This window comes from Streptomyces sp. NPDC096013 (assembly GCF_044763565.1).
Lineage (GTDB): Bacteria > Actinomycetota > Actinomycetes > Streptomycetales > Streptomycetaceae > Streptomyces.
Map to the genome: position 1 here is coordinate 1 of NZ_JBIWGK010000031.1, position 22757 is coordinate 22757.

The window sequence follows — 22757 nt, forward strand, 5'->3', positions numbered from 1 at the left end:
AGGCCCTGCTTCCATGCACCGGCCCTCACACGATCACCCGATCAGGAACCCTGTTCGACCAGCCCAGCCCCGTGATCGATAAGCGGATGACGTCTGAGTCCACACGTGGGCCTGAGCGCTATGCCCGCAATTCACATCGCGGCGCCAGAGCACGATCTGCGGACCGTGATGGATCACCCCCAGGGCTGGAGCGTCCCATCGGCACCTGTCCGTTGCACGATGGCCAGCAACTCCGGTGGGAACGATCCCAAGGGGAAAGGCCAGGCGATGACGCTGCGGCCAGGCTCTCGAAGAAGGCTTCCTCGAAGAGTGCCGGGCGCACGGGCGGGCGACACGATACGACAGCACGCTGACCTGCCGTGCTCGGCGGTGTCCACCGGCGTGGTCGGGCCTGTGAGCGCTAGTCGGTGGTGTGGTCGGGGTCGGGGAGCGCTGGCGGGAAGTGGCGCTCCAGGATCCCTGCCCACCGGTGCAGGACCACGAAGCCGCTGCCGGCGTCGGCCTGCGCCTGGATCAGCTCGGCTGTAAGACATGGCCAGTCCGTCACCACCCACTACCGTGCGCGCGGGAGGGATGTGCCGAGGAGCCGGCCCAGGGGCCTTGGGTTTGGCGCCTGGACGAAGGGAAGGGGCGCCGCTGGTGACGGCAGTGGGGGAAGTGTCCAGGAGCGGAAGGTGGTGAGCAGACGGCCGTGCACGATGTCGGTGGTGAGGTGTCCGCCGATGCGGTCGCTGACGGCTTCGAGAGCGTTGAGCTCGGCCGGCCCCTCTGGGTTGTCGGCGCGGTGGCGTTCTGCCGCGTCCCAGAACGGGTGGACGCCGGCGGCCTGAAGAGAAGCCTTGGTTCCTGGTTCGAAGTGCTCGCGTGGTTGTCCGTCCACCCAGTGGTCCAGGGTGTGCCGCGCATCGGCTCCGTGGTTGAAGGCGACGGTCTCGGTGTCACGGGAGAGTGCTGCGAGGACTGCGGGCATGACGCCCTGAACGCCAATTGACTCGCAGCAGAAGGTCCATTCCCCGAGGGATCCGACTCTGAGGATGGAGCTGTCCGGGCCCGGCCGGATCAGTTCGTACGCCTGGGCGAAGGTGATGCTGTAGGCGTCCGTGGGGTCGGCGCCGTAACGCCGGAAAAGGTCCTCTGGGGTCACGCCGCGGGTGAAGGTGAGGCACATGCTCACGTGGCCGCCGCTCCGTATCCAGTTCCAGTTCGGGGACGACTCGGTCATCCGTTCTCCTGTTCGTTATGGAACAAAGCGTAAAGATCCCAACCCTCCCTGCAAAAGGCCGCGTCGACACCGTCATGCTCTCAAGGCCGGTTGCAGGTGTCGGCCTTCTGTGAAGTCAAGTTGGTTGGTTTCACTGGGAGTTGTAGGCCTTGACACTCACCGCCGGGCCGTTGGAGTACCTGGCTATCGCGCGGGCTGCGGCACCGGTGACCTCAACCACCGCCGTCCCGTGGGCGGGAACGCGGACCAGCCCGCCGATAGCGGTGTCGGAAACCGCCTGCTGGGTGTCACCCGCAGCCGGCTGGTCGTAGACGAGGTAGGAGACCCGCACAGCTACGGGAAAGGCGTCCGAGTTCTTTACCCGGACGGAGGCGAAGCGCGAAAACTTGCTGACGACGTGTCCGGCAGCGTCCAGCGGCTCGGCCGTCACGGGATGGATGCCGGCCCTGATCCTCGCGGTGGCCAGGTGTGCCACCGTGACCCGCACGTCGTGCACCTCGTGCGCGCCGGGGCCTGAGAATCGCAGGATGTCCAGGCTCCACCCGTAGGGAACCACCAGACGGCCGCTGTCGCTCCCGTAGACGGCCCTGACCCGTACTCCAGGCAGCGGCTGGTGGTTGCGGTCGAGCGCGGTGAACGCCAGGTCCGGGACAACCGAGTGGGTGGCCGTGTTCCTTATCTCCAGGGTCTGGTCGATGTAGTCGTCGCCGCTGTGCCGGTGATAGGCGAACGTCAACACGTTCTTGTCCGGCACCGCGGACGATCCGGCCGTGCTCCCTGAGCCCGCCGCATGGACGCCACCGCCGGCACGCGCCCCGCTGTTCGCGGGACCGCACCCCGCGAGCAACGCCGCCGCAACCCCCGCCAAAACCCCCGGAACAGCCCGTCTTCGGCCCACTGTGGTCCCCCCTCAACTCGTGCCTGCCCGCGCCCTGTTCAACGCAGCGTCGTCGGAGCTTAACGAACCGGAAACCGTCGACCACCAAGGGCTTCGGGCTGATCGGAGCGTGCACACCGGCGGCGGACAGAAACCGCCGTTCGGGCAGCCGAGGATCAACTGGAGCGCGACTACCAGCAGTGGTGGGCTGCGAGTCGCTGCACGCCTGCAGACTGGCCGTCAAACGCTGATGCCATGATGATGCGGCAGATCCGCGCCTCCGGCCAGATGTCATCTTCGGCTACTGGCCATCCTCCGCCCAGCTGGCCTCAACCGGGCCGCCGCCCTTCCCCCGACGGCACTGGTGCTCCAGCGCGGGGACTTGATCACCTCCGCAAGGCGCGGCCGATGACACCAGCGACGCCAGCGAGCGCGCTCAAGACAGCGGCGCCCACCCCCAGCGGCTGTGCGAGAGCCGGATGCATACGGGCCACATAGATGGCAGCCGCGGTGATGAGCAGTCCCACCACGATGGTGAGCAGGATGAGCGCCAGGCGCAGTTCGTGGTGCTCGCGATCCTGCGGAGTGGTTCCGTCCGAGTCGGTGGTCATCGGAAGTAGGTCCTTTGCGATTCGGTGCCGTCGGCGCGCCCCAGGGCGGGCGCGCTGCAGGGCAGCAGGTGTCGGGGCTGCTTCCACCGTGGCGGAAGCGCGACGGCGTCGGTACGCCATCTGTATGCCGTTCGACTGCCATTTCAGGGGACGGCTAGCACAGGGACCGGATGAAGATGGGGGGTCTCTAAAAGACGGTCAGTCCACACCAGGGCACCGCTAGGTTCCTGGTCATGCCTTCCAACGACGGCCCCAGCGCTGCTGACCGCCAGCTCATCGACCACGCGGCGCGCCACGACCTCGCCGTCACGGCGAAGCAGCTCGAAATCTGGCGGCGCGCCGGCCTGCTCCCGGGCAACGTGCCGGGCGGCGGTCTCGGCCGCGGCAGAGGCAGCACGTCCTCCCCGCCGCCCGAGAGCTTCGATCTCGTCCTCGCGCTCGCCCGCCGTGCCGGCCGGGGCAAACGGCCCACCGATCTCGCTCTCCTGCTGTTCGCCGACGGGCACCCGGTACCGGAGGCGACAGTCCGTGCGGCCTTCCGCGGCGCCGTGGACGCTGTCGTCCTGCCCGGAGAGGACGACGGCGTGGACGACGACCAGGAGCTAGACGAGCGCGCGGACCGTCTCGTAGGCCGCCTCGCCGAGAGCGGACAGGCCTTCACTCTCGTTCCGGCCCGCGCGCGGCGGATCGACGAGCGCATCGCCCGCCTCCTGGGTGAGGCTCCGAAAGAACTGGCGGAGCTGGACAAGAACACCGAATCCCGCCCGATGACGCAGCAGGACGCGTCCCTGACCGCTGTGACCGCCGTCCTCGGCGGCACCGTGTCTGTGGACGAGATCGGGAGCCTGCTGCGCGGCATGAACCCGAGCGCTGCGGCTCATCCGTTCGCCTCGCTGGTCGAAACCACCCAACAGGACGTCCCCGAATCCGCGGACCAGGTGATGGCGGACGACGGCACGTTCACCTTCCTGCCCGACGGTGACGCCCGCGACTACCTGCGCGGCCTGGCCGACACCGCACCGCTGGAAGACCTTCGTGTCTGCTGGCGCACCGCTGAACAGGTCCGCGAGTGGGCCCTCGACCTGTGCGAGAGAGTCGAAGCCGAACTGGACGACGGGCAGCTCGGGGAGGCTGTCACTCTCTGGCTGATCGGGAGGGGCATGCCGTCCGGGATCTCCGTACTCGAAACCCTGCGTGAACGACGCTGGTCACCTTCCAGCGCCGCCGTCTCGACTCTCGTGCTGCTCTTTCAGCGGCAGATGTACGAAGCCCTCGACGAGCAGATGCCCGGCTGCCAATGGCCTGTCCTGGAGATGGAGGGCGTGATGGCGCCACCCGTCCGGGACCTGATCCTCACAGCTCTTCAGCACTCGGCCTCCGCGCAGAGGAGCTGACAGGAACGTCGTGGACCTGCTGGAAACCTGATGCGCGGGCCCGGGCTGTTGGGGACGATGGATCCCGTGAATGTCAGAAGCACCGTCGCCGGAAGCGGGGACCTGGCCAGGATCGCCGAACTCGCGCCCGAGGCGAGCGCCAACGTGCGTCACCAGCATGTGATTTCGCAGGTTCTGCTGCGCGAGTTCGCGATGCCCTGCAAGCGCGTATCCGGCCGGCACGTCCAGCCCTACGATCTGCGGCACCCCGAGCGCCGGCTCAAGACTCGGGCCCCTCGCGGGGTCGCCCAGATCGAGAACTTCGTGCCCTTCGCCTCCCTGTCCCTGGAAGACACGTGGGGCGAAGTCGAACGCAAACTGCCCAGCGCCTTCGCCGCGGTGAAGGCGGGCGACGCGTTTACCGACCCGCATACCGGCGCGGTGCTGCGCGACCTAATCGCACTGCACTACGTCCGATCTCTGCACTACCGCGAGCTCTTCCACCGCCTCTTCGCCGAGACCTACCAAGAACAGCGCCGCTGGCTCCTCACCGACGGGGCACCCCGGCTGCACGCCGCCGCCCTGGAGCGCACCGGCCTGCACACGGCCGGCCCGCAGGGACTTGCCGCTCGCGCGGACGAGCTCCTGGACGTGATGATGGCGACCTACCGCAACGGGTCGCTGCTGCGCGTACGCATCGAGGACAACTTCGGCAAAGCCCGCGAGTTCATCTCCCGGTCCCCGCTTGAAATCCTGGAACCCGAAGAAGGCGAGTTCCTGATCGGCGACAACCCGGCCCTGACCGTGCGCCACCACGGCGACAAGCTCCTCTACAGCATGGCCCTGGGCGACGCCCACTCCACCGTGCTCCCCATCGGCCCCAACCACATGCTCGCCCTGGGACCCGCCGACCGCTACGCAACCGCCCGCAAGGCCGATGTCGACCGCATGAACGTGCTCCAGATCAGAGCCTCCCGCCGCTACGTCTACACCCGCCCGGGCAGCTCCCTCGCACCCATGATTCGAGAAGTCAGCCACCACTGGCGCGCAGACCACCTTGAGATCGAGACCGTCTGAGCCTCACAAGCCCCGCGGGTAACCTCGGCTTCCAGGGCCAACGCCCCGGCCACCGGCTCGGCAAGGGCGCGAATGCACCAACCGCGTCAGCCAGCGCCTGGCCGGGTCCTGACGGCCGAGCGCGGTGGGCTTCGGCGGGGACAGGCAGGCGGAGATCAGGGCGGGCCTTGCACTCTCCGATCCGGCTCAGGCAGGGAATACTGAATCGTCATGACACTGGATCACGCTGCCGCCGAACGGCCTGTTGTGGATGTCGATGATCCCCGCACCTGGCCACCAGCACTGGCAGATCTCATCCACAAGATCGCCGACGCAGCCGAACTGGCCGAGCCCGACTTGTACGTCGACCTGGATCTGGACGACAGGGAGTCGGAGGTCCACGACCTGCTCCGCGGGCACCTTCTGCGGGCCCACCACGCAACCAGGCTGCTCGACCACGAGGCCACCGCGATTCGTGACCACGGCCTGCGCCTTCTGGACGCGACGCTCGTCGAGTACCGCCTCGACCAAGCCCACGTGCGCGGCTACCTGAGCGAGGCCGACCGAGAGACCCTGCGCACCCAGAGCATGGTCGTCCCGGAGAGACGGAAACTGGGACGTCGAGAAGGGCAGGTCTGCCTGACCCTCTCGGCCGAGGCCATCTCCCACGACGTGTCCGGAGTCTGGCGGCTGCTGACCTTCTGGGGTGGTGAAGCACTCTACTGGCACCACTGTGACGACAGCGTCGGCATCGCTCAGCGGCTACGCGCCCTGGGCCGCCCCGCCCTGGTCACCGCCTACGTGGACTTGACCAGTCCCGGCACGCACTCCGTCTTCAAATCGGTGATCCACACCTTCGTCGGGAAAGCCCTCGGCTACGCCCCGGCCAACGCTCAGCCGCGCACCGGCCCGCCCCGCCAGCGCGAGCCCCACACGTTCCAGGACGCGGTTGAGCCGCGTGGTGAACCGCGAGTGCGTGACAGTCAGTCGGGAGAACGGCTCGGCGAACGTGCGGCGTGGACAGCCCGCCGACCCGCAGATGAAGCGCCTGACCGTTAGCCGGATCACAAAGCGTTGGTCAGCCAGAGGAAGGTCCCTCAACCTGCGCTGGTAACGGTCGTGGACTCGGCCCGAGAAGCGGCCGCAGTCCGGACATGAAGCGCCGCCTGCGTGTCCTCTCGCGACCATTTCGATCGTGCCGAACGCGGCCGTAACTGCCTCGACTTCTACATCGTCGATCCCCTCGAACACCAGCGGGCCCCAGAGCAGTGCGTCGGTCTGCATGACCAGCACCATCACCGTCCACCGCCGACCACAGCAGTGCACAGGGAGAACCTGAAGGAGCGTCACTTCCGGCTCTCAGGCGACAAGGCGTACGCCGTCTCGCATGAGCCAGACTCCTCGCAATCGAACGTCAAGGTAACGCTCCGCGACGGCTCCCCAAGATCTGTGCCAGAACCCCGCAACCACGGACATAACCATGCGGGCGGGGCGCGGCTGACGGTAGGACCGTCAGCCGACTGACGGAGGTTCAGGCAATACAGATGATGATGCAGCAACGGCCTACCCCCGCGTCCGCGGGGACAGGCCGTTGCTTCAACGAGTCGTCCGGCCTTCTCACCTGAAGGCCTCATAGAGGCTGGTCTACAAAGACTCTCCCGTCTGTGGACGCGTGACGCGCTGTCGTGTCAGCACCATGGGCCGCCGGTGGTGTGGTCCAGGTGCGCCAGGAAGTCTTCAATCTCACGCACGAGAGCTTCTGTTGCTGCAGACAGGCCGACTCCGGCTTCCCCCAATGCCCAGTCGACCCTGTCAGCAGCAACGCGAGTACCGGCTGACCGGCACTCAAAGCCACTCACGAATGATCTGAAAGATTCCTCAGCGTGTTCTTTCCCTTGCCTGCAGCATGCCGATAGGTTTTCTTCCCTCTCGGCATCAAGGATATGAAGATAGTCCCGCGCATCCTCGTCACCCTTGAATGCTGCTTTTTCCCACCAGCTTCGCGCCACATCATCCCTATCCAGGAATTCAAGGATTTCTGCTACGCGTCGTGTTTCCTGTGGTGTTGCGGAATCATCGATTTCCTTTTTCAGGAGAGTGCGTAGTTCACGGACCGCACCGATTCGATGGTTTCCGTCTCCGCTTTCCAGGCACTGGGCGAGGGCCGGGGGCCAGCCCGAAGGCTGGCCCCCCTCCGCCTGGACAGAGTCCTCGCCGATCCGGGAACCCTTGTAAAACACCTGCTCAGAGCCTTCGAGCAGGAGCCACAGGGCGAGGAGCCGGATGGCTCCCCGCTCCTCGGGCAGGTGCGTCCAAGCGGACAGGTATGTCATGCGGTGGCCTCCTCGCTGTGTTCGTTGATGGACTTCTTCAGGTTGTTGGCGGCGGCTTTGATATAGCGCTTCACCGACTCCTCCTTTATCTGGAGGCGCTGTGCAACCACGGCAGGGCTGAGATCCTGCAGAACACACAGGACGATGACCTCGCGCTGCCGTTCAGGAAGGCTTGCGACGAGTTCGTCGATCCCTTCCTTAACCATTTCGTAGGCGGCCTCGGGGATGCCGATGCCGGATTCCGTCTCGGGCAGTTCACGGACCGGGACCGTGACCATCCGCCTGTTGCGGCGGAACTGGTCGATGACCGCCCGCTTCACCGCAGTGCGGCCGTAAGCGGTCAGCGAACCGTGGCGGGCCATGATCCGATCCCACCGCCGGTACATGTTCAGGTAGACGTCCTGCACAGCATCTTCCGCGCTGTGCAGGTCGCCTGCCTCGGCCCGGGCCAGTCGGGAGAATGCCTCGATGGTCTCGAGGACGAAGGACTCGAAGTCCGCTCCCGGAACGGCCTCACTCACGCGGCCTCCCGCGTGGTGATGGCCCGGTGGCCCGCCGGGTCGGCCGTGTCCTTGCGGAACAGCCAGGCAGGCCGGCCCTCCTCGAAACGGGCGGCAGCGCCGCCGTCGGGCAAGGCCTGCGCCATCGCGACCATGGTGGCGCGCTGCTCGCGCTCCACACGGGTCTCGACATGCGCCTTCACAAGCATCTCCGTGATGCCGCGGGTGCGGCGCATCACGGAGACCAGCAGGAACAGCAGGGGAACCCCGCCCGCTCCCGCCCAGTACGACCAAGTCATCGACCAGGCCTCCCAATAGAGACGAACTCGTTGATGAAGACCCAAAGACCTTCACCCCCTTACACGCCGCCAAGGGCCCGGATCCGGATGCCGGAAACCAAGATCTTTTCCCAACTCCCCCCGCTCCCCCGCCTGTCGCATCGTCTTCGCAGGTCACAGGAGTAGCAGACGGACAGAAAAATCAGTCCGGAGCGGAGATACGGCGAACGGCCCGGGCAGGCGGGTCCGCAGGCGGAAGGGCCTCAGGACGCAGCCGGCGGTGTCCAGGACCTCCCTACGGCTGCCGCCGCTCGCCGTACAGCGTCATTGATCCTCACGGCGGCGTCGGCGCGGACGTGCTTGCCGACCCGCGTCTGCAGCAGCTGTCGAGGTCCGCGGCCGCGGACCTCCCGGCCGCGACCACGCGGTCGGAGGACCCTGCTGCCAGAGGGCCGGGCGTTGTTGCATCACCGCGTGAGGTAGCAACAACAAGGTCCGGCCGGGCCCGACCCCGTCGTCCTGCTCGCAGCAGCAGCCGGAGGCCAGGCGGTACCTGGCGGAATCCCGGGACCGGCTGCGGGAGGGTTTTCCGGGTGCCGGAAAGGACCGCTAGGCCGAAGTGCCGGGGTATCGCTCTCCGCCGCCGGGACAGCCGGCGCGTCTCACATCTCCTGGGCAGCCCGCGCCGGGCGGTCCTGTCGTACGAGCCGTCCGGCACGCGTACCGATTACCAGGAGGACGTCACAGTGGCGCAGGCGCTGGTCGATCCGCAGCGGCGGGAGCGGGCCGGGTGAGCGCGGGACGATCCCCGCGGGTGGGGGGGAGCACCGAGTCCAGGAACAGCGCGCCCGCCAAGAGCCCGGACCGTCCCCACGGGTGCGGGAGCACACCGCCGTGAGCGGGCTGTCGTCCTTGGTCTTGGGACCATCCCCGCGGGTGCGGGGAGCAGGGCATGGGCACCGTGAGGGTGCGCGAGGTCGAGGGACCATCCCCGCGGGTGCGGGGAGCACAGATCGAGTTTGCGGTACCCATAGGCGTCGGCGGGACCATCCCCGCAGGTGCGGGGAGCACCAGTTGCCGTCATTGACGACGACGGCGGTGTTGGGACCATCCCCGCGGGTGCGGGGAGCACCCAACGAGCAGATCGAGAACGCCGAACGCTCCGAGGCCATCCCGCGGGTGCGGGGAGCACACGACGGTGTACGCCCAGTCGGTCGGCTGCATGGGACCATCCCCGCGGGTGCGGGGAGCACCGTTGGAACCCGTGCTCCTGCCCGACGCCACTGGGACCATCCCCGCGGGTGCGGGGAGCACACCATCCCGGCCGATACCCAGGTGACCTACCGGGGACCATCCCCGCGGGTGCGGGGAGCACGGCGCGGGTACTACCGAGTCGGATCCGCTCGGGGGACCATCCCCGCGGGTGCGGGGAGCACGCCCTGTAGCCATTCGTCGTCTTCCAGGTCCCGGGACCATCCCCGCGGGTGCGGGGAGCACCATGGGCTCCCCTGGGGCGTTGGCGTCGGGCGGGGACCATCCCCGCGGGTGCGGGGAGCACGTTGCTGAAGTCGGCCCCGGGCGGGGCCGTCCAGGACCATCCCCACGGGTGCGGGGAGCACCCGTTGGAAGGGGCGTTCCCCCGGCTTTCGTCGGGACCATCCCCGGGGGTGCGGGGAGCACCAGCGGGCCGCGTTTCGGGAGCAGCCCCCACCGGGACCATCCCCGCGGGTGCGGGGAGCACCCGCTGTACCTCAAGGCCGACCTCACCCCGCAGGGACCATCCCCGCGGGTGCGGGGAGCACCGGACCACGCACCGGTAGTCCTTGAGGAAGCCGGGACCATCCCCGCGGGTGCGGGGAGCACCGGACCACGCACGATGGTGTCCCGCGTGATGGTGTAGGCGATCAACTCTTCGGCGTGTTCGGGGTGTTGGGGAGTGCGCGGGTGGTGTGGTCGGCGTGTTCGTTGGCGTAGATGGCGGCCATGCTGGTCTCGGAGAGGTAGCGGCGGGGGAAGGCGATCCATTCGTCGTGCATCTCGCTGAGCACGGCGGTGACCAGGCGTTCGAGGGCTGCGGGGTTGGGGAAGACCTGGACGACGTCGGTCCGGCGCTTGATCTCCCGGTTGATCCGCTCCAGGGGATTCGATGACTGGATCTTCTTCCAGTGGGAGATGGGGAAGTCTGCGAAGGCGGTCAGATCTTCCTTTGCTTCGAGGAGCATCCGTTTGACCTTGGGGAACTGCCCGCCGAGCATGTCGGCCACCGTGTCGAGCTGCTGGTGGACGGCCTCGGCGGTGGGCTGGATGAAGATGGTGCGGATCGTCGCCGCGACCATTTCCCCGGATCCCTTCGGGATCACCGAGAACACGTTCCGCAGGAAATGAACGCGGCACCTTTGCCAGGCGGCGCCGAGCATGACCTTGCGGATCGCGGCCACCAGGCCGCTGTGGCTGTCGGAGATGACCAGGCGGACCCCGTTCAGGCCCCGTTCGCGCAGGGAGCGCAGGAACTCACTCCAGAACGCCTCGCTCTCGCTGCCGCCGACCATGACGCCGAGGACCTCGCGGCCGCCGTCCTCACTGATGCCAGTGGCGATGACCACGGCCTGGGAGACGATCCGGTGGTTCACCCGGGCCTTGCAGTAGGTCGCATCCAGGTAGATGCAGGGGAAGCGGCTGTGATCCAGCGGCCGGCCGCGGAAGTGGACGAGTTCTTCGTCCAGGTCACCACATATCCGCGAGACCTCGCTCTTGGAGATCCCGCTGTCCGCGCCGAGGGCTTTGACCAGGTCATCGACACTGCGGGTGGACACCCCGTGGACGTACGCCTCCATGATGACGGCGTAGAGAGCCTGGTCGATCCGGCGGCGCCGCTCCGGCAGGCTGGGGAAGAAGCTGCCGCTGCGAAGCTTGGGGATGGCCAGGTCCAGATCGCCGGCCTGACTGGCCAGGGTCTTTTCCCTGTGGCCGTTGCGGAAGGCGGTGCGGACTTCGGTGTGCTCGTTCCACTGGGCGCCGATCCGGCCGCTGAGTTCGGCCTCGATCAGCTCTTGCAGCATGCGCTCGGCGACGTTGCGCACGAGCTCGATCCCGTCCGCCGTGCGTAGTGACTCCAACAGGCGTTGTAAGTCAGACTGGGACAAGGCCACCGGGCACCTCCTGGGTTGAACTGGCCGTTCACCAGGGAGATTTGCACGGTGGCCTGCCCTTTGCGCAGGGAGCGGAAGCCGTCACCGGATGCACGCCCCGAGCACACGCCCGCGCACACCCGAAACGTGATCGCCTACACCATCACGCGGGACGTCATCCCACGCACCGGTAGTCCTTGAGGAAGCCGGGACCATCCCCGCGGGTGCGGGGAGCACGCATCAGCTCATCTCCTGTGCCTGCGCCAGGAGGGACCATCCCCGCGGGTGCGGGGAGCACTCTGCCGGCGCCCCCTCCGAGTCGACCATCCTGGGACCATCCCCGCGGGTGCGGGGAGCACGGCTGGGTGACGGTGCCGCCGAACGCCACGCCGGGACCATCCCCGCGGGTGCGGGGAGCACGGCGGTTGGCGTGGCTCCGGCGGGCCCGGGTCGGGACCATCCCCGCGGGTGCGGGGAGCACTGATGGCCGACGAGCCCAAGCCCGCGCTGCCCGGGACCATCCCCGCGGGTGCGGGGAGCACTGATGGCCGACGAGCCCAAGCCCGCGCTGCCCGGGACCATCCCCGCGGGTGCGGGGAGCACACCCGCCCCACCGGCGTCTACGTGTTCCCGCGGGGACCATCCCCGCGGGTGCGGGGAGCACTCCCGCAGGTCTTCCGCCAGGACCAGGACGCCGGGACCATCCCCGCGGGTGCGGGGAGCACATGGAGGCTTCCACTGGGAAGTACCGGTCGTCGGGACCATCCCCGCGGGTGCGGGGAGCACTCGTTCATCGACGGGCACCCGGTGGCTCACCTGGGACCATCCCCGCGGGTGCGGGGAGCACACGGGCTCCACATCGTCTCCGTGGGATCACCCGGGACCATCCCCGCGGGTGCGGGGAGCACGCTCCTCGACCTGCTGCTTTACCCGTGACCAACTGGCTTTTCTAGCACTTGCACTGATTCCGACATCTGCCGCATATCCTGCTTATGATCCTCAGCTCTTCGTGAAGCGACGCCGTTTGGCGGCGTTGCTCCAGCCGGGTTTGGGGGTGTTTTTGGTGGAGGGCGTGTTGGGGTCAGGGCGGCGAATGAGGGTCAGGCCCTCGTGGTCGATCGGGTGCCAGTTGTGGTCGTGGGTGCGGAAGGTGAAGCCCTGTTCGTTGTTGGTGGTGTGGGCGAGGAGGGCGCGGCCTTGTCCTGCGTATTGCTGGACTTCGTTCCAGAGGGCGTCTCGGATGCGGGCGGAGGGGTTGCCGATGAAGACGCCGGCGGAGATTTCGAGGAGCCAGCGGGTAAGGAACCCACGTAGTCCGGGCGGGCAGTTAGTGAGGACGATCACGGTCACCAGGGCACCGCCTCCTCATCGCTCGCGTCCGCGCCTGCGTAGTTGCGTCCGGAGGCCACTTGTTGACCTCGGTCGCTGTGGAGCGTGACGCGGTCGAGTTCGTCGGCATGGTGGGCGTCCGTGCTGGTGGTCTCCGGCACGAGGAGGCCCTTGATGTCGTCAACGCAGCGGTCCAGCAGGGATGTTGCGTTGATGCGGTCCCGCAGGGCGCGGCGGGTGCGGGCGCCGACGTCCTCTTCATCCTCTGCGGCGATGTCAAAGGCCAGCGGGATGCCGATCTCCGTCTTGTACAGGTCGGCGATGTCGAGGACGAAGGAGAGTTCGTGGCCGGAGTGGACGAAGCCGAGTGCGGGGGTGCAGCCGAGGGAGGTGACAACGGCATGGGCGATGCCGTACATGCATTGTGCGGCGGCGGTGACGGCCTGGTTGATGGGGTCGCCGCTGGTGAAGTCGCCGGGAGTGTATTTGCGGCCTCGCCAGGGGATGCCGGTGCGGGCGGCGTGTTCGCGGTAGCAGTCCTTGACCCGCTGGCCTTCGCGGCCCAGGAGTTCTTGCCGAGTCAGTCCGGCGGGGTCTTCGTCGGGGAAGCGCAGGCGGTACATGGCGCGGGCGACGGCGAGGCGGGTGCGGGGGTTAGCCCATTTCAGGGCCTGGGCTTCGGCGAGGGCGGAGGAGCGGGTCAGGGCGCGGCCTCCGGCGTAGTAGCGCACTGCGTTCTCTCCGACCCAGGCCACGGCGGCTCCGGTTTCGCCGAGGACGCTCATCGCCTGGTGGGTGATGCGTGTGCCGGGGCCCAGGAGGAGGGTGCCGATGGTGGCGGAGGGATGTGGGTGGTGCCGTCGGCGTCCTCGGCGGTGATGGCGTTGGCGTCGCGGTGGACGGTGCAGCGCTCGAGGTAGATGAAGGAGAGGCGCTCGCTGGTGCGGGTGAGGTGGCGTGGGGTGAGGGCGGCGCGGCGGCCGACGGTGCTCACGGGGCCTGCTTGCCGGTGGTGGGGAGTGGGGCGAGGGTCATCAGTCCGCAGCCGTAGGCCTTGGCTTTGCCGAGGCCGTGGAGGAGGGTGCGGCGCAGCAGGTCGGGGTCGGTGACGTGGAGGCGGCCGTCGAAGGTGACGGTGACGAGGGTGACCGGTTTGCGTCCTGGTGTGTTGCTGCTGCGGGACTTGGCGAAGGACAGGTTGCGTTGGTCGCGGACGAGGAGTTCGTAGCGGTCGCCGTGGTGGACGGCTTTTTTGTGCGTGGTGCCGGCGGGCAGGAGGCGTTTGCTGTCGGGTTTTTCGCAGATGCGGAATCCGCAGCGTTCTTGCCGGTCGAGGAGCCATGCGATCTGGTGGACCGGGGTGAGGTGGGCGGTCCTCTTGGTCGGTTCGTCGTCCTTGCGGCGGATGTGGTGCACCGGGTTGGCGGTGAGCCGGAATGCCCAGGTGGTGTCGTGTGTGAGCCGGTCGAGGAAGGGGGTGTAGGGCCGGGTCTGCCAGCCGGGGTTGTCCGGGTCGGCTGCTGCTGCGGCCGGCCAGCCGGCCTGCTCGACGAAGTGGGTCAGGTCGGGCCGGTCGGGGCTGACCACGTACAGGAAGACCTCGGCGGCGGCGTTGTGGTCCAGGCGCCACAGCACCCTCGGCCCCTCGGACGGCGGGAGAGGGGTGCCCGGGGCCGTGGGCGGGAGGTGGGGAAACGACGACATCACCGCCGCGTGCAAGGACTGGGGGGAGGAGAGCAGGCGGCGGGCTCCGGGTCGTGCGGTGTTGATACGGAAGCGGGACAGGTACATCAGGCGCTTTCCTCCTCCACAGCGGCGAACGGGTCATGGCTCGGTATGGGCCTGGACGCCGAGGTGATCCTGGCGCTGGGGTTGGGCACCTCAACGGTGGTGGTGACCACGGTGCGCAGGGCGTGTTGGCGGTGTGCGGCGGCGAAGCTGAGAGGCTGGTCGCGCAGCAGGTCGGCGCCGGGTTCGTCCGCATGCGCTTCGCGCAGCACGGTCAGGGACACGGTCGCATCGCGCCGGCGCTGTGTGCGGTACCAGGCGGCGGCCTGCCAGGGTTCCGCCTCAAGGGCCTGGTCGAGGCCGGTGCCGTGGTGCAGGCTGAGTTGGACCGGGTGGGCTGGTGGGCAGGAGCGTCGGCCGAGGTAGGGCGCGTGGACGGGGTGGTGCAGGGCGGCGTCGAGTTCTTCGAGGAGTGCGTCCTGGCCCTCGACTGCGGCGATGAAGACGGCGTCGGCGAGGTAGTAACGCTCGGGCAGTGGCATCGACTTGCCGGTGTCGCCGTGGTGGGCGGTCTGGAAGTCCCGGATCCGGGTGCCGGGTTGGTCGATGCGGACGCCGAATCGGAGCTGGGCCAGGCGGGCCAGTGCCGCGTCGTCGCTGCGGTCCATGCCGCGGGCTGCGGCGAGCATGCCGATCACGCCGCTTTTGGTGGGGGCGGACTCGGTGGTGCGGCGGGCGAAGCGGGCCGAGGCCCCCCACGCCTGCAGGGGGCCTGCCAGCCGCAGGGTCAGCACACTCATGCGGGCTTGTCCATGCGCTCGGCCACGGCCTGGCCGACCGTTTCGACGAGCGCGGAGAGGCTGGGGGTCTCCTGGCCGATGCCGGCGAGTTTGTCGGTGGCCGCGCCCACGCGAAGGACCCAGGTCAGGGTGGAGTGCTCATCGCCGTAGGCACGTTCGATCTCGGGGATGTACTCGGCGAGGCGGGCGGAGGCCTCACGTAGATGCCCGCCGCCCGCCTCGGCTCGCACCGGTTCCTCGAAGGCGGCGACGAAGCTGATGGGCCGGGTGGTGCGGAGTTTGACGACGACGGCGTCCGGCAGGGTGTGGTGCCCGAACGTGTTGAGTTTTCCCTTGGGCAGGGAGGCGATGAAGGCGTGCACGAATGCCTCGATGGCGCGGCGCACGGGGGTGGTGACGGGTTCGTCATCGCGTAGTCCTTCGCCGAGGTTGGCGGCGAGCTGGTGCACGTTGACGGCGGCGTAGCGGTAGAGGGTCGCGGAGTTGAAGTCGACGGTTCCGATCATGCCGGCGCCGGTCTCGGCGTCGGTGTTCTTGTCGTCGACGGCGGTGTAGTAGTCGGATTCGTTGTCCACGCGGTGGACGCTGATGGCGTGGGCGACCTGGGTGGCGGCATCGACGTTGAAGTCGGTGGAGTCGGCGACCATGCGTCCGAACAGGGCGATGTCGACGGAGTGGCGGGTATCGGCGATCTGTTTGGCGCGCGCCTTGTTGTCTTTGTCCTTCAGGTACGCCGTGATGTCGGCGGAGCCTTCGACGGCGAGTGCGGCCAGGCCGTCGAGCTGCCGGGCGCTGAGGAACATCAGGTACTTGGCCTGCGGCGCCGCTTCCTGCGGTTTTTCGCCTGCCGCTTCGGCTTTCGCGGTGCGCGCTTTTCGCTCCGGCACCACCATTTTCGAGCCGGTGGCCGTCTCGATCACCGCGACCGCCAGCGCCAGTGCGTCCGTGTCTTGGATCGACGGGTCGAGTCCGGTGATGCGGTCCGCGAGGATCTCAGCGACCTTCTTCGTCCTGACGCCCAGTTCGCTCGGGTCGAGGAGGTTCTCGTCACGGAAGTACTCGCGGGTGACGCGCTTCCATGCCTGGCTGGAGACCCTGGCCCGGGGGATGCCGCCGTAGAGGGCCGACTTCGGGGCGCCGGTGTCATCGCGGTTGAGATTGCTGGGCGGCACGGTCTGCAGAGCGTGCACGTCGAGGAAGATGCGGTTCACGAAGCGTCCTTGGTCGTGTCGGAGTCAGAAGCCGTGCCTGGGGCGGGAGTTGATTCGGCCGGGCCACCGGGATCAGGCGCGGACTCCTTGGGCGGGCGGTAGGCGTGGAAGGAGCGGCCCCACGCGCGGCGTACGTCATCCCGGCCGCCCGGCCGCTGCCAGTGGCACAACTGCCCGGCGAGCAGGGCGTAGTCGAGGGGAATGTCCTCGCGGCGGAGCAGCAGCACGATCTCCCGCAGCCGTTGGGCCAGGGAGGGAAGGTCGGGTGCGTGGCCGGCGCGGACGAGGCGTTTGAGGATCGTCTCGTCGATGTCGCCCCTGGGCATGAGCCGGCGGACGGCGGACCCCAGGCCGGCGGGTGCGTCCTTGCGGTGGGATCGGTGCATGCCGGTTCCGCGGGACTGCTGGTGCAGGGCCCAGAGGGTCAGGGCGACGTGCACGGCGTCTTCGGCACGGGTCACGTCGTCCTCACGCGGGGGCAGTCCGCCCTCGTGTGTCGGGTCGTGCAGGGAGCCGGTGTCGATCAATCCCCACAGGTCCGGAACCTGGTGGACATCCTTGCCCGCGCCACGGCGCAGCCGGGCCAGGGCCGCCACCGCGCGCGGCTGGTCGCTCAGGTAGCCCCGCTGCAGGTCGTTGATGTGCGTAGCGGTGATCTGCGCGACCCGTTCCGGAAGAGCGACATAGGTAGAAGTGGTCACGCACGTGCCCTTTCTGCGGGAACGTCAGCGGAGTCGGTGCCGGAAGACTGCTGGCCGCCGGCCTCGGCACCGGCCGAGGCCACAAGACCGAGGGCATCCCGGAGCCGATGCCGAAACCACCTCTCGGCGTAGGCGGAGTTGAACCACACGGCGCCCTTGGGCGTAGTCACGATGCGGCCCTCCCACGTGGCGTCCTGCGCCTCGGCCAGCAGTTCGTCGCCGAGCTGGCGGATGACGCGGTGGGTCCGGCGTTGCCAGAGCGTGCGCTGTTCGTCGGAGTCCGCGGCGCCGGCCAGCGCGCGCAGCCACAGGCGGTAGGGATCGTCCAGTGCGGTGAAGCCGCGTTCGCGGGCTCTGGTGCGGGGTCCGTCCGTCTGTGTGCCGGCGGCACGCGCCAGGTCGGAGGCGAGGTCGCCAAGGACAGTGACCGCGCGCTCGGCATCTCCTACGGCGTCGATCGCCTGCTGGGCGTATTCCCGGTCCTGACGGTGCAGCAGCACGACCGCCATGGCCAGGTGATCGTCGACGATCTCGTCGATGACCGACTGCTGGGTGCCGTACACCGCGCCGACCAGCCGCGTGCGGATCAGGTAGCCGCGGGGCAGTTCGCCCTCGGTGACCAGCCGGGCGACCCATTCCAGGATCTGAGGCCGGAGCGCGGACGCGGCCTGCACTCCCTGGGCGGCGGCGTCCCGCTCGGCGACCAGTGAGGCCAGTCCGCGCCACACGGCCCGCGTGGGGTCGTGCTCCCGGGGCAGGTAGACCAGAGCCTCGCCGCGCTTCTTCTCCTGTGCCGGGCTGCGCCGCCACGCGGTCATGGGCTCGCGTGTGTGGAGGTTGTGCGCGGTGAGCGGGTCACCGTAGCCGAGGACGACGCCATGGACGCCGTCCTCGTCGAAGTGGAGCCGCAGCCGCCGCGTCTGCCAGCTGTACAGGTCGCGTACGCCGGAGGGGTGCCGGTTCGCGACGGCTGTGGGACCGCACGGTTCGCGGCGCCAGGCCGGCCGGTCGTCGCCGTCGATGCGCAGCCCGGTGGTGTCTGCGGCGACCAGGTTGAGCAGCAGGGTCTCGCGCAGCGTGTCGCCCTCGACGAAGACTCCGCCCAGGGTCCCGGCCCAGCCGACCCCGAGCGGGTACACCTTGCCGCTCCTGGCCCGGCCGTCACCCACGGCGCCGGTCTTGATGCCGGAGGTGTCGTAGGCGTGGGCGTGCACCACCCAGCGGGCGGCCTCGGCGAAGCCGAGCCGGTCCACGGCGGGCATCCGGGAGGTGAAGAACGGATCCCCGTTGGGGACGTCTGCGACGATCCGGTTGAGGGAGAACACCTCGTCGCGCGCCGTGCGCAAGTCCGCGACCTGGAAGAACGGTGTGTGAGGGTGCAGGAGGTCGAACCGGGCGAGATGGGTGTCGAAGTAGGCCGGCAGCGGAGCGAAGCAGTCGTCCTCGGCCCACAGCCCGGCCCAGTCCTCGGTGTCGCGCGGTCCGTCCAGGGCGTCGTGGGCCGCGGCCAGGAGCAGTCGCAGCAGGGCGAACTCCTGGGTGGGCACGTCGCCGACGATCCGGCGCAGTTTGTGGGCCTGGGCGAACACGTCGCGCAGGGACACCTCGTCCGGCGTGCCGTTCTCCCGAAGCACCGGGATCCAGGGCTGCGATGTCAGGTCGAACGATAACGGGCCGTTCGCACGGCTTTGACTCGCGTCAGGCACGGGTCACCTCAAGTCCGTCGGAGGGGCTGTAGCGGAGATGGAACCCTGCCAGACGGGTCTGACAATCGGCGTCCAGCGCAAGAATCAGCTGGCCCGCCAGCCAGTGACTGTCCTTCACCTGCCAGGCAGGGACGTAGAGCTCCTCCAGCTCGGCGATGGCGCGGTCCATCACCTCCGCGTAGGAGAACTGTGCCGGCAGCCGCAGCCCGCAGGCCGCCGCCGCTCTCGCCGCCCGAGGCGCGGGAGGCCGGTCAAGGGGTAGCTCCAGGCCGGCCTTGTCCGGCGCGATCCAGTCCACGGTGGCCAGCGACCCGTCGGGGCGCCGCTGGACGACCACGACCTCCAGGCTCTCCTTGCTGTCACGGACCTGGGCCCGGCCCGCCCGCGTGTCGTCCGCGTCCCCCACACCGGCCGCCACCCAGCCGATCAGCGCACGCCCCGGCCGGCCCACCGTATCCAGCCGGAACGCACCGGCCCGCTCGGCCTGGTCCTTGCGGTGCTCCTCGTGGCGCTGCCGCGCCGCGTCCATCGCCTCCGCCCACCCGTCGGGAGCTGTCGTGTCTTCCGCGTAGGCGCTCTGCACCAGCGGGCTGATGTCGGAGAGGAGCCGCACCGGCCGGTGCGGAGCATCGAGGTGCTCCAGCAGGACTGCGGCCGAACGCAACAGCCCATACGCTCCGTACACCGCGACGGAACCCCGTGCCGGCACCGGCACCTGGCCCGTCCAGTCGGCGCCGGTCACCAGGCAGCGCGCCGTACGCAGCTGCTGTGGACGGTCCGCCTGATCCTCGCCCCGTTCATGGCGGTGCAGACGCCCCATGCGCTGGAGCAACAGGTCGACCGGGCACAGATCGCTCACCAGCAGGTCGAAGTCGACGTCCAAGGACTGTTCCGCGACCTGGCTGGCCACCACGACGTGCGGCCCGCGCGGGCGCTTTGGGCTCTTGCCCGGCGGCCCGAACCAGGCGAGGAGATCAGCGTCGTTCGCCGCCCGGTCCACGTCGATGAAGCGCGAATGGGCGACCGTCACAGCGTCCTCACCCAACCGCTCGCGCAGCACCCGCGCCGTTTCCAGCACACGGTTGACGGTATTGCGCACCACCAACACACAGCCCCCGCCCTCCAGTTCGGCGGCCAGCCGGTCCGCCAGGACACCGAAGTCGTCGTCGAGGCGCTCCAGATGAACCGATGCCCCGCGCCCCGATACCTGCGGGCACTCGACGACAGGGACACCACCCGGCGGGACCGCTGTCAGCAGCGGATACGCATTGACCCGGGCCACCGCCTCGAACTCCGCGCAGCCTGCAGGACTTTCGCCTCCCGCATACGCTTCGGCCAGCTGCCGCCTCCGCGCGGCGGGCAGCGTCGCCGACAACACCACCACCGGCACCCGGTAGGCGCCCAGCCACGACAGCACCCGGTCCAGATAGGCACTCATGTACGTGTCGTAGGCGTGCGCCTCGTCGATCACCACAACCTTGCCCGCAACCGCAAGGTGCCGCAGCGCCAGATGCCGGCTCTTCAGCCCAGCGAACAGCAACTGGTCGATCGTGCCCGCCACGAACGACGACAACATCGCCTTCTTACGGCCCCGCAACCACGCGTGCGCCACCAGTTCGGCCGACGCGATCCGCTTCTCGTCCGCGGGCCGCCAGCAACGCTCTTCCTCATCCACCTCGACAGCGGCGACCCGCTGCGCACCCTTGCGCATCAGGTCGGCGTAGTCGTCGTTGAGCGCCGCCTTCGAATGCGCCAGCAGCGCCGACAGCCGCGTTCCGTCCACCGCAGGCAGCCGTTTCAACCAGTCCAGCAGCCGCGGAAACATCGCATTGCCCGTGGCCATCGTCGGCAACGCGAAGAACACCCCGCCCGCTCCCGACCGTGCCGCGAACACCTCGGCCACCGCCAGCGCCGCCTCCGTCTTGCCCTCCCCCATCGGCGCCTCGATCACCATCAGCCCGGGGACCGGCATCCCGCGAGCCAGCCGGACCGCCGCCGCCTGCACCGGCCGCACCACAGCCCCCGACGGAAGGTCGAACCGTGTACGGAACAACTCCCCCACAACCGCGGGCGGTTCCACGGCCGTCCACGGCCCGGGCAGACGCAGTCCCTCCCACGCGGCCGCCACCCGCTCGGCGCCCGTCCGGTGCGCCGCCTGCGGAAAGTACGGAAACAGATCAGGGTTGCTGGCGATCCAGTCGGCGACGATCACCAGCGCCGACAGCAGCACCTGCACCGGCTGCGGCAGCTTCACCGCCTGCCACACCGCAAGCCGGTCCCGAACGCCGAACTCATCGGCGCACGCGTCCAGTAACTCCGCCTGCACCCGCCGCCATAACGCCCGGCTCGCCCCCGGCGTCCGCAACAGATGAGGACGGTCATCCAAACCTTTCAGCTGCCCGTGGTCCGGCATCACACCGTGATGCCCGCCCACCACCACCGCGAACTGAGCCGACTGCCGGCCCGTCCAGCCGTGCCGCTCTTCCAGCCACTGCGCCAGCAGGACCTGCCCGGCCAGACCATGCGGAGCCAACCGCCGGTCCGGCCCGAACTGCCGCCGCGTCCTCATCTCCAGACCCTGCGCACGCATCACGTCAGCGAGCTGGTCGACCTGACACGCGAACGCCGGCGTCGCTTTACCGACGTCGTGCACACCTGCCAGCCACACCGCCAGCCGCCGCCCGTCCCGCTCACCGCCCGGCAACACCCCGGATATCAGGGCCCGTACATTCGCGGGCAGCCACCTGTCCCACAGCAGCCCCGCCACCGCGGCGCTGTCCTCCATGTGCCGCCACAACGGCAACCAGCCCTCACCGTCCCGGTCATGCTTCGCCCACACCGACCGCACCGGCCCCACGAGCCGATCCCCCAACCCAGACCCGCACTGCCCGTCAACCGCCATCCCAGATACATACAGGCAGATACCGCCCGGCAACTCCCCCTTCGGAAAACCCGCATCCCGTCACCACCGGAACCATCCAGCACCACGCACCACCGGGCCAACCGCCGTACAATCCGCCGACAGCCGACGAGTTAACAACCAACAACGGGCAGTTCCACACCTCATGAGCGAAATGACCGACTCGATGAAAGTACCTCAGAACCACGCCCGACGGTCATGACGTTGCAGGTCACCAAGTCTGCTCCCCGCGCCCGCGGGGTTGGTCCCTACGACCAGTTGCGTGACGAGTCGTACCGCAACTGCTCCCCGCGCCCGCGGGGTTGGTCCCTGGCGCAGCGGGCTTGCCCCGTCCATGTGGGCCTGCTCCCCGCGCCCGCGGGGTTGGTCCCATGAACAACCTGGTGTTCGCCGCGATCGCTCTCTGCTCCCCGCGCCCGCGGGGTTGGTCCCTGCTGCTGAATCGCCTTGATCACGGTCTTGGGCTGCTCCCCGCGCCCGCGGGGTTGGTCCCGTGACACGCCATCCCATGCCACGCGAGCGGTCCTGCTCCCCGCGCCCGCGGGGTTGGTCCCACGAACCGAAGACAATACGCGCAGTTCTGCACCTGCTCCCCGCGCCCGCGGGGTTGGTCCCCACGGTGCCCAGCCCTTCCCGGAAGAGTTTCCCTGCTCCCCGCGCCCGCGGGGTTGGTCCCGCGCAGTCGAGGGTGCGTCTGGTGCCGGTCGCCTGCTCCCCGCGCCCGCGGGGTTGGTCCCGGACGCAGCACGTACTCCAGCCGCCGGAGCGGCTGCTCCCCGCGCCCGCGGGGTTGGTCCCGCCTCCCACCAGGGAGCCACGATGAGCGGGTTCTGCTCCCCGCGCCCGCGGGGTTGGTCCCGCCAACGACGTGAGCGCGTTCCTCGCCCTGGTCTGCTCCCCGCCCGCGGGGTTGGTCCCTCCCAGACGTGGTCGATGTCCTGCGTCTTGGCCTGCTCCCCGCGCCCGCGGGGTTGGTCCCGGCTG

Annotated in this window: 18 protein-coding genes, 2 pseudogenes and 3 CRISPR repeat arrays (1 of these 23 running past the window's edge); of the genes and pseudogenes, 3 read left to right on the forward strand and 17 right to left on the reverse strand. The window is 69.0% G+C overall.

The features are described 5' to 3' along the window. Positions 1-400: 400 nt before the first annotated feature. From ACIRB1_RS45850 to ACIRB1_RS45865, 4 genes are all read right to left on the reverse strand, one after another. Positions 401-547, reverse strand: a complete 147-nt coding sequence (locus ACIRB1_RS45850) for a hypothetical protein (protein WP_403469911.1) — start codon at positions 545-547, stop codon at positions 401-403. A 6-nt stretch (positions 548-553) separates the two neighbouring features. Next, a complete protein-coding gene (locus ACIRB1_RS45855) occupies positions 554-1222 on the reverse strand; it encodes a DUF6461 domain-containing protein (RefSeq protein ID WP_403469912.1) in 669 nt (222 codons plus the stop codon). A gap of 130 nt (positions 1223-1352) precedes the next feature. Then, positions 1353-1976 carry a hypothetical protein gene (locus ACIRB1_RS45860; RefSeq protein WP_403469913.1) on the reverse strand — a complete coding sequence of 208 codons (624 nt, stop codon included), beginning with the start codon at positions 1974-1976 and terminating at the stop codon, positions 1353-1355. Positions 1977-2485: 509 nt separating this feature from the next. Then, on the reverse strand, positions 2486-2710 hold the full coding sequence (locus ACIRB1_RS45865; protein WP_403469914.1) for a hypothetical protein: 225 nt from the start codon (positions 2708-2710) through the stop codon (positions 2486-2488). Between the two features lie 233 nt (positions 2711-2943). Here ACIRB1_RS45865 and ACIRB1_RS45870 point away from each other — a divergent pair, with 233 nt between their 5' ends. The 3 genes from ACIRB1_RS45870 to ACIRB1_RS45880 all read left to right on the forward strand — a co-directional run bounded on the left by ACIRB1_RS45870 (position 2944) and on the right by ACIRB1_RS45880 (position 6198). After that, complete coding sequence (locus ACIRB1_RS45870) at positions 2944-4104, forward strand: hypothetical protein (RefSeq protein ID WP_403469915.1); 1161 nt, start codon at positions 2944-2946, stop codon at positions 4102-4104. 66 nt (positions 4105-4170) lie between these two features. Continuing rightward, positions 4171-5160 (forward strand): DUF4238 domain-containing protein, encoded by a 990-nt coding sequence (locus ACIRB1_RS45875; protein WP_403469916.1) that lies wholly within the window; start codon positions 4171-4173, stop codon positions 5158-5160. Positions 5161-5370: 210 nt separating this feature from the next. Further along, positions 5371-6198 (forward strand): hypothetical protein, encoded by an 828-nt coding sequence (locus ACIRB1_RS45880; protein WP_403469917.1) that lies wholly within the window; start codon positions 5371-5373, stop codon positions 6196-6198. Positions 6199-6234: 36 nt separating this feature from the next. On the opposite strand, the pseudogene ACIRB1_RS45885 reads toward ACIRB1_RS45880, so the two are convergent. From ACIRB1_RS45885 to cas3, 13 genes and pseudogenes are all read right to left on the reverse strand, one after another. Then, positions 6235-6435: pseudogene (locus ACIRB1_RS45885) on the reverse strand (ISL3 family transposase); the annotation flags it as partial. A gap of 392 nt (positions 6436-6827) precedes the next feature. Further along, positions 6828-7472: a hypothetical protein gene (locus tag ACIRB1_RS45890; RefSeq protein ID WP_403469918.1), complete on the reverse strand. Its 645-nt coding sequence runs from the start codon at positions 7470-7472 to the stop codon at positions 6828-6830. Then, entirely contained in the window at positions 7469-7993 is a 525-nt protein-coding gene (locus ACIRB1_RS45895) for an RNA polymerase sigma factor (protein ID WP_403469919.1), read from the reverse strand. The genes ACIRB1_RS45890 and ACIRB1_RS45895 overlap by 4 nt, the downstream gene beginning before the upstream one ends. Further along, positions 7990-8271 (reverse strand): hypothetical protein, encoded by a 282-nt coding sequence (locus tag ACIRB1_RS45900; RefSeq protein ID WP_403469920.1) that lies wholly within the window; start codon positions 8269-8271, stop codon positions 7990-7992. Before ACIRB1_RS45900 ends, ACIRB1_RS45895 begins: the two co-directional genes overlap by 4 nt. A gap of 777 nt (positions 8272-9048) precedes the next feature. Beyond that, positions 9049-10113: a CRISPR direct-repeat array (repeat unit 29 nt; unit sequence GGGACCATCCCCGCGGGTGCGGGGAGCAC). A gap of 41 nt (positions 10114-10154) precedes the next feature. Then, positions 10155-11399 (reverse strand): IS256 family transposase, encoded by a 1245-nt coding sequence (locus ACIRB1_RS45905; RefSeq protein ID WP_403469921.1) that lies wholly within the window; start codon positions 11397-11399, stop codon positions 10155-10157. A 187-nt stretch (positions 11400-11586) separates the two neighbouring features. Continuing rightward, positions 11587-12286: direct repeats of the CRISPR family, unit length 29 nt; unit sequence GGGACCATCCCCGCGGGTGCGGGGAGCAC. Between the two features lie 91 nt (positions 12287-12377). Continuing rightward, a complete protein-coding gene (cas2e, locus tag ACIRB1_RS45910) occupies positions 12378-12728 on the reverse strand; it encodes a type I-E CRISPR-associated endoribonuclease Cas2e (RefSeq protein ID WP_403469922.1) in 351 nt (116 codons plus the stop codon). Further along, a pseudogene (cas1e, locus tag ACIRB1_RS45915) lies at positions 12725-13701 on the reverse strand (type I-E CRISPR-associated endonuclease Cas1e). The gene cas2e and the pseudogene cas1e overlap by 4 nt, the downstream one beginning before the upstream one ends. Then, a complete protein-coding gene (gene cas6e, locus ACIRB1_RS45920; protein WP_403469923.1) occupies positions 13698-14498 on the reverse strand; it encodes a type I-E CRISPR-associated protein Cas6/Cse3/CasE in 801 nt (266 codons plus the stop codon). The pseudogene cas1e and the gene cas6e overlap by 4 nt, the downstream one beginning before the upstream one ends. After that, positions 14498-15235, reverse strand: a complete 738-nt coding sequence (cas5e, locus tag ACIRB1_RS45925) for a type I-E CRISPR-associated protein Cas5/CasD (protein WP_403469924.1) — start codon at positions 15233-15235, stop codon at positions 14498-14500. The genes cas6e and cas5e overlap by 1 nt, the downstream gene beginning before the upstream one ends. Continuing rightward, the gene (gene cas7e, locus ACIRB1_RS45930) at positions 15232-16446 is read right to left on the reverse strand and encodes a type I-E CRISPR-associated protein Cas7/Cse4/CasC (protein WP_403469925.1); all 1215 of its coding nucleotides are present in this window, start codon (positions 16444-16446) and stop codon (positions 15232-15234) included. Before cas7e ends, cas5e begins: the two co-directional genes overlap by 4 nt. Beyond that, a complete protein-coding gene (gene casB, locus ACIRB1_RS45935) occupies positions 16443-17147 on the reverse strand; it encodes a type I-E CRISPR-associated protein Cse2/CasB (RefSeq protein ID WP_403469926.1) in 705 nt (234 codons plus the stop codon). Before casB ends, cas7e begins: the two co-directional genes overlap by 4 nt. Further along, positions 17144-18853 carry a type I-E CRISPR-associated protein Cse1/CasA gene (gene casA, locus ACIRB1_RS45940; RefSeq protein WP_403469927.1) on the reverse strand — a complete coding sequence of 570 codons (1710 nt, stop codon included), beginning with the start codon at positions 18851-18853 and terminating at the stop codon, positions 17144-17146. Before casA ends, casB begins: the two co-directional genes overlap by 4 nt. Next, positions 18846-21638, reverse strand: a complete 2793-nt coding sequence (gene cas3 / locus ACIRB1_RS45945) for a CRISPR-associated helicase Cas3' (RefSeq protein ID WP_403469928.1) — start codon at positions 21636-21638, stop codon at positions 18846-18848. The genes casA and cas3 overlap by 8 nt, the downstream gene beginning before the upstream one ends. A gap of 355 nt (positions 21639-21993) precedes the next feature. Then, positions 21994-22757: direct repeats of the CRISPR family, unit length 29 nt; unit sequence CTGCTCCCCGCGCCCGCGGGGTTGGTCCC (it continues 972 nt past the right edge of the window).

Excerpts from the sequence above, each read along its gene's own strand:
- ACIRB1_RS45855 (WP_403469912.1), bottom strand. The coding sequence starts at position 1,222 with ATGACCGAGTCGTCCCCGAACTGGAACTGGATACGGAGCGGCGGCCAC.
- ACIRB1_RS45865 (WP_403469914.1), bottom strand. The coding sequence starts at position 2,710 with ATGACCACCGACTCGGACGGAACCACTCCGCAGGATCGCGAGCACCAC.
- ACIRB1_RS45870 (WP_403469915.1), top strand. The coding sequence starts at position 2,944 with ATGCCTTCCAACGACGGCCCCAGCGCTGCTGACCGCCAGCTCATCGAC.
- ACIRB1_RS45880 (WP_403469917.1), top strand. The coding sequence starts at position 5,371 with ATGACACTGGATCACGCTGCCGCCGAACGGCCTGTTGTGGATGTCGAT.
- ACIRB1_RS45890 (WP_403469918.1), bottom strand. The coding sequence starts at position 7,472 with ATGACATACCTGTCCGCTTGGACGCACCTGCCCGAGGAGCGGGGAGCC.
- ACIRB1_RS45900 (WP_403469920.1), bottom strand. The coding sequence starts at position 8,271 with ATGACTTGGTCGTACTGGGCGGGAGCGGGCGGGGTTCCCCTGCTGTTC.
- cas6e (WP_403469923.1), bottom strand. The coding sequence starts at position 14,498 with ATGTACCTGTCCCGCTTCCGTATCAACACCGCACGACCCGGAGCCCGC.
- cas5e (WP_403469924.1), bottom strand. The coding sequence starts at position 15,235 with ATGAGTGTGCTGACCCTGCGGCTGGCAGGCCCCCTGCAGGCGTGGGGG.
- cas3 (WP_403469928.1), bottom strand. The coding sequence starts at position 21,638 with ATGGAGGACAGCGCCGCGGTGGCGGGGCTGCTGTGGGACAGGTGGCTG.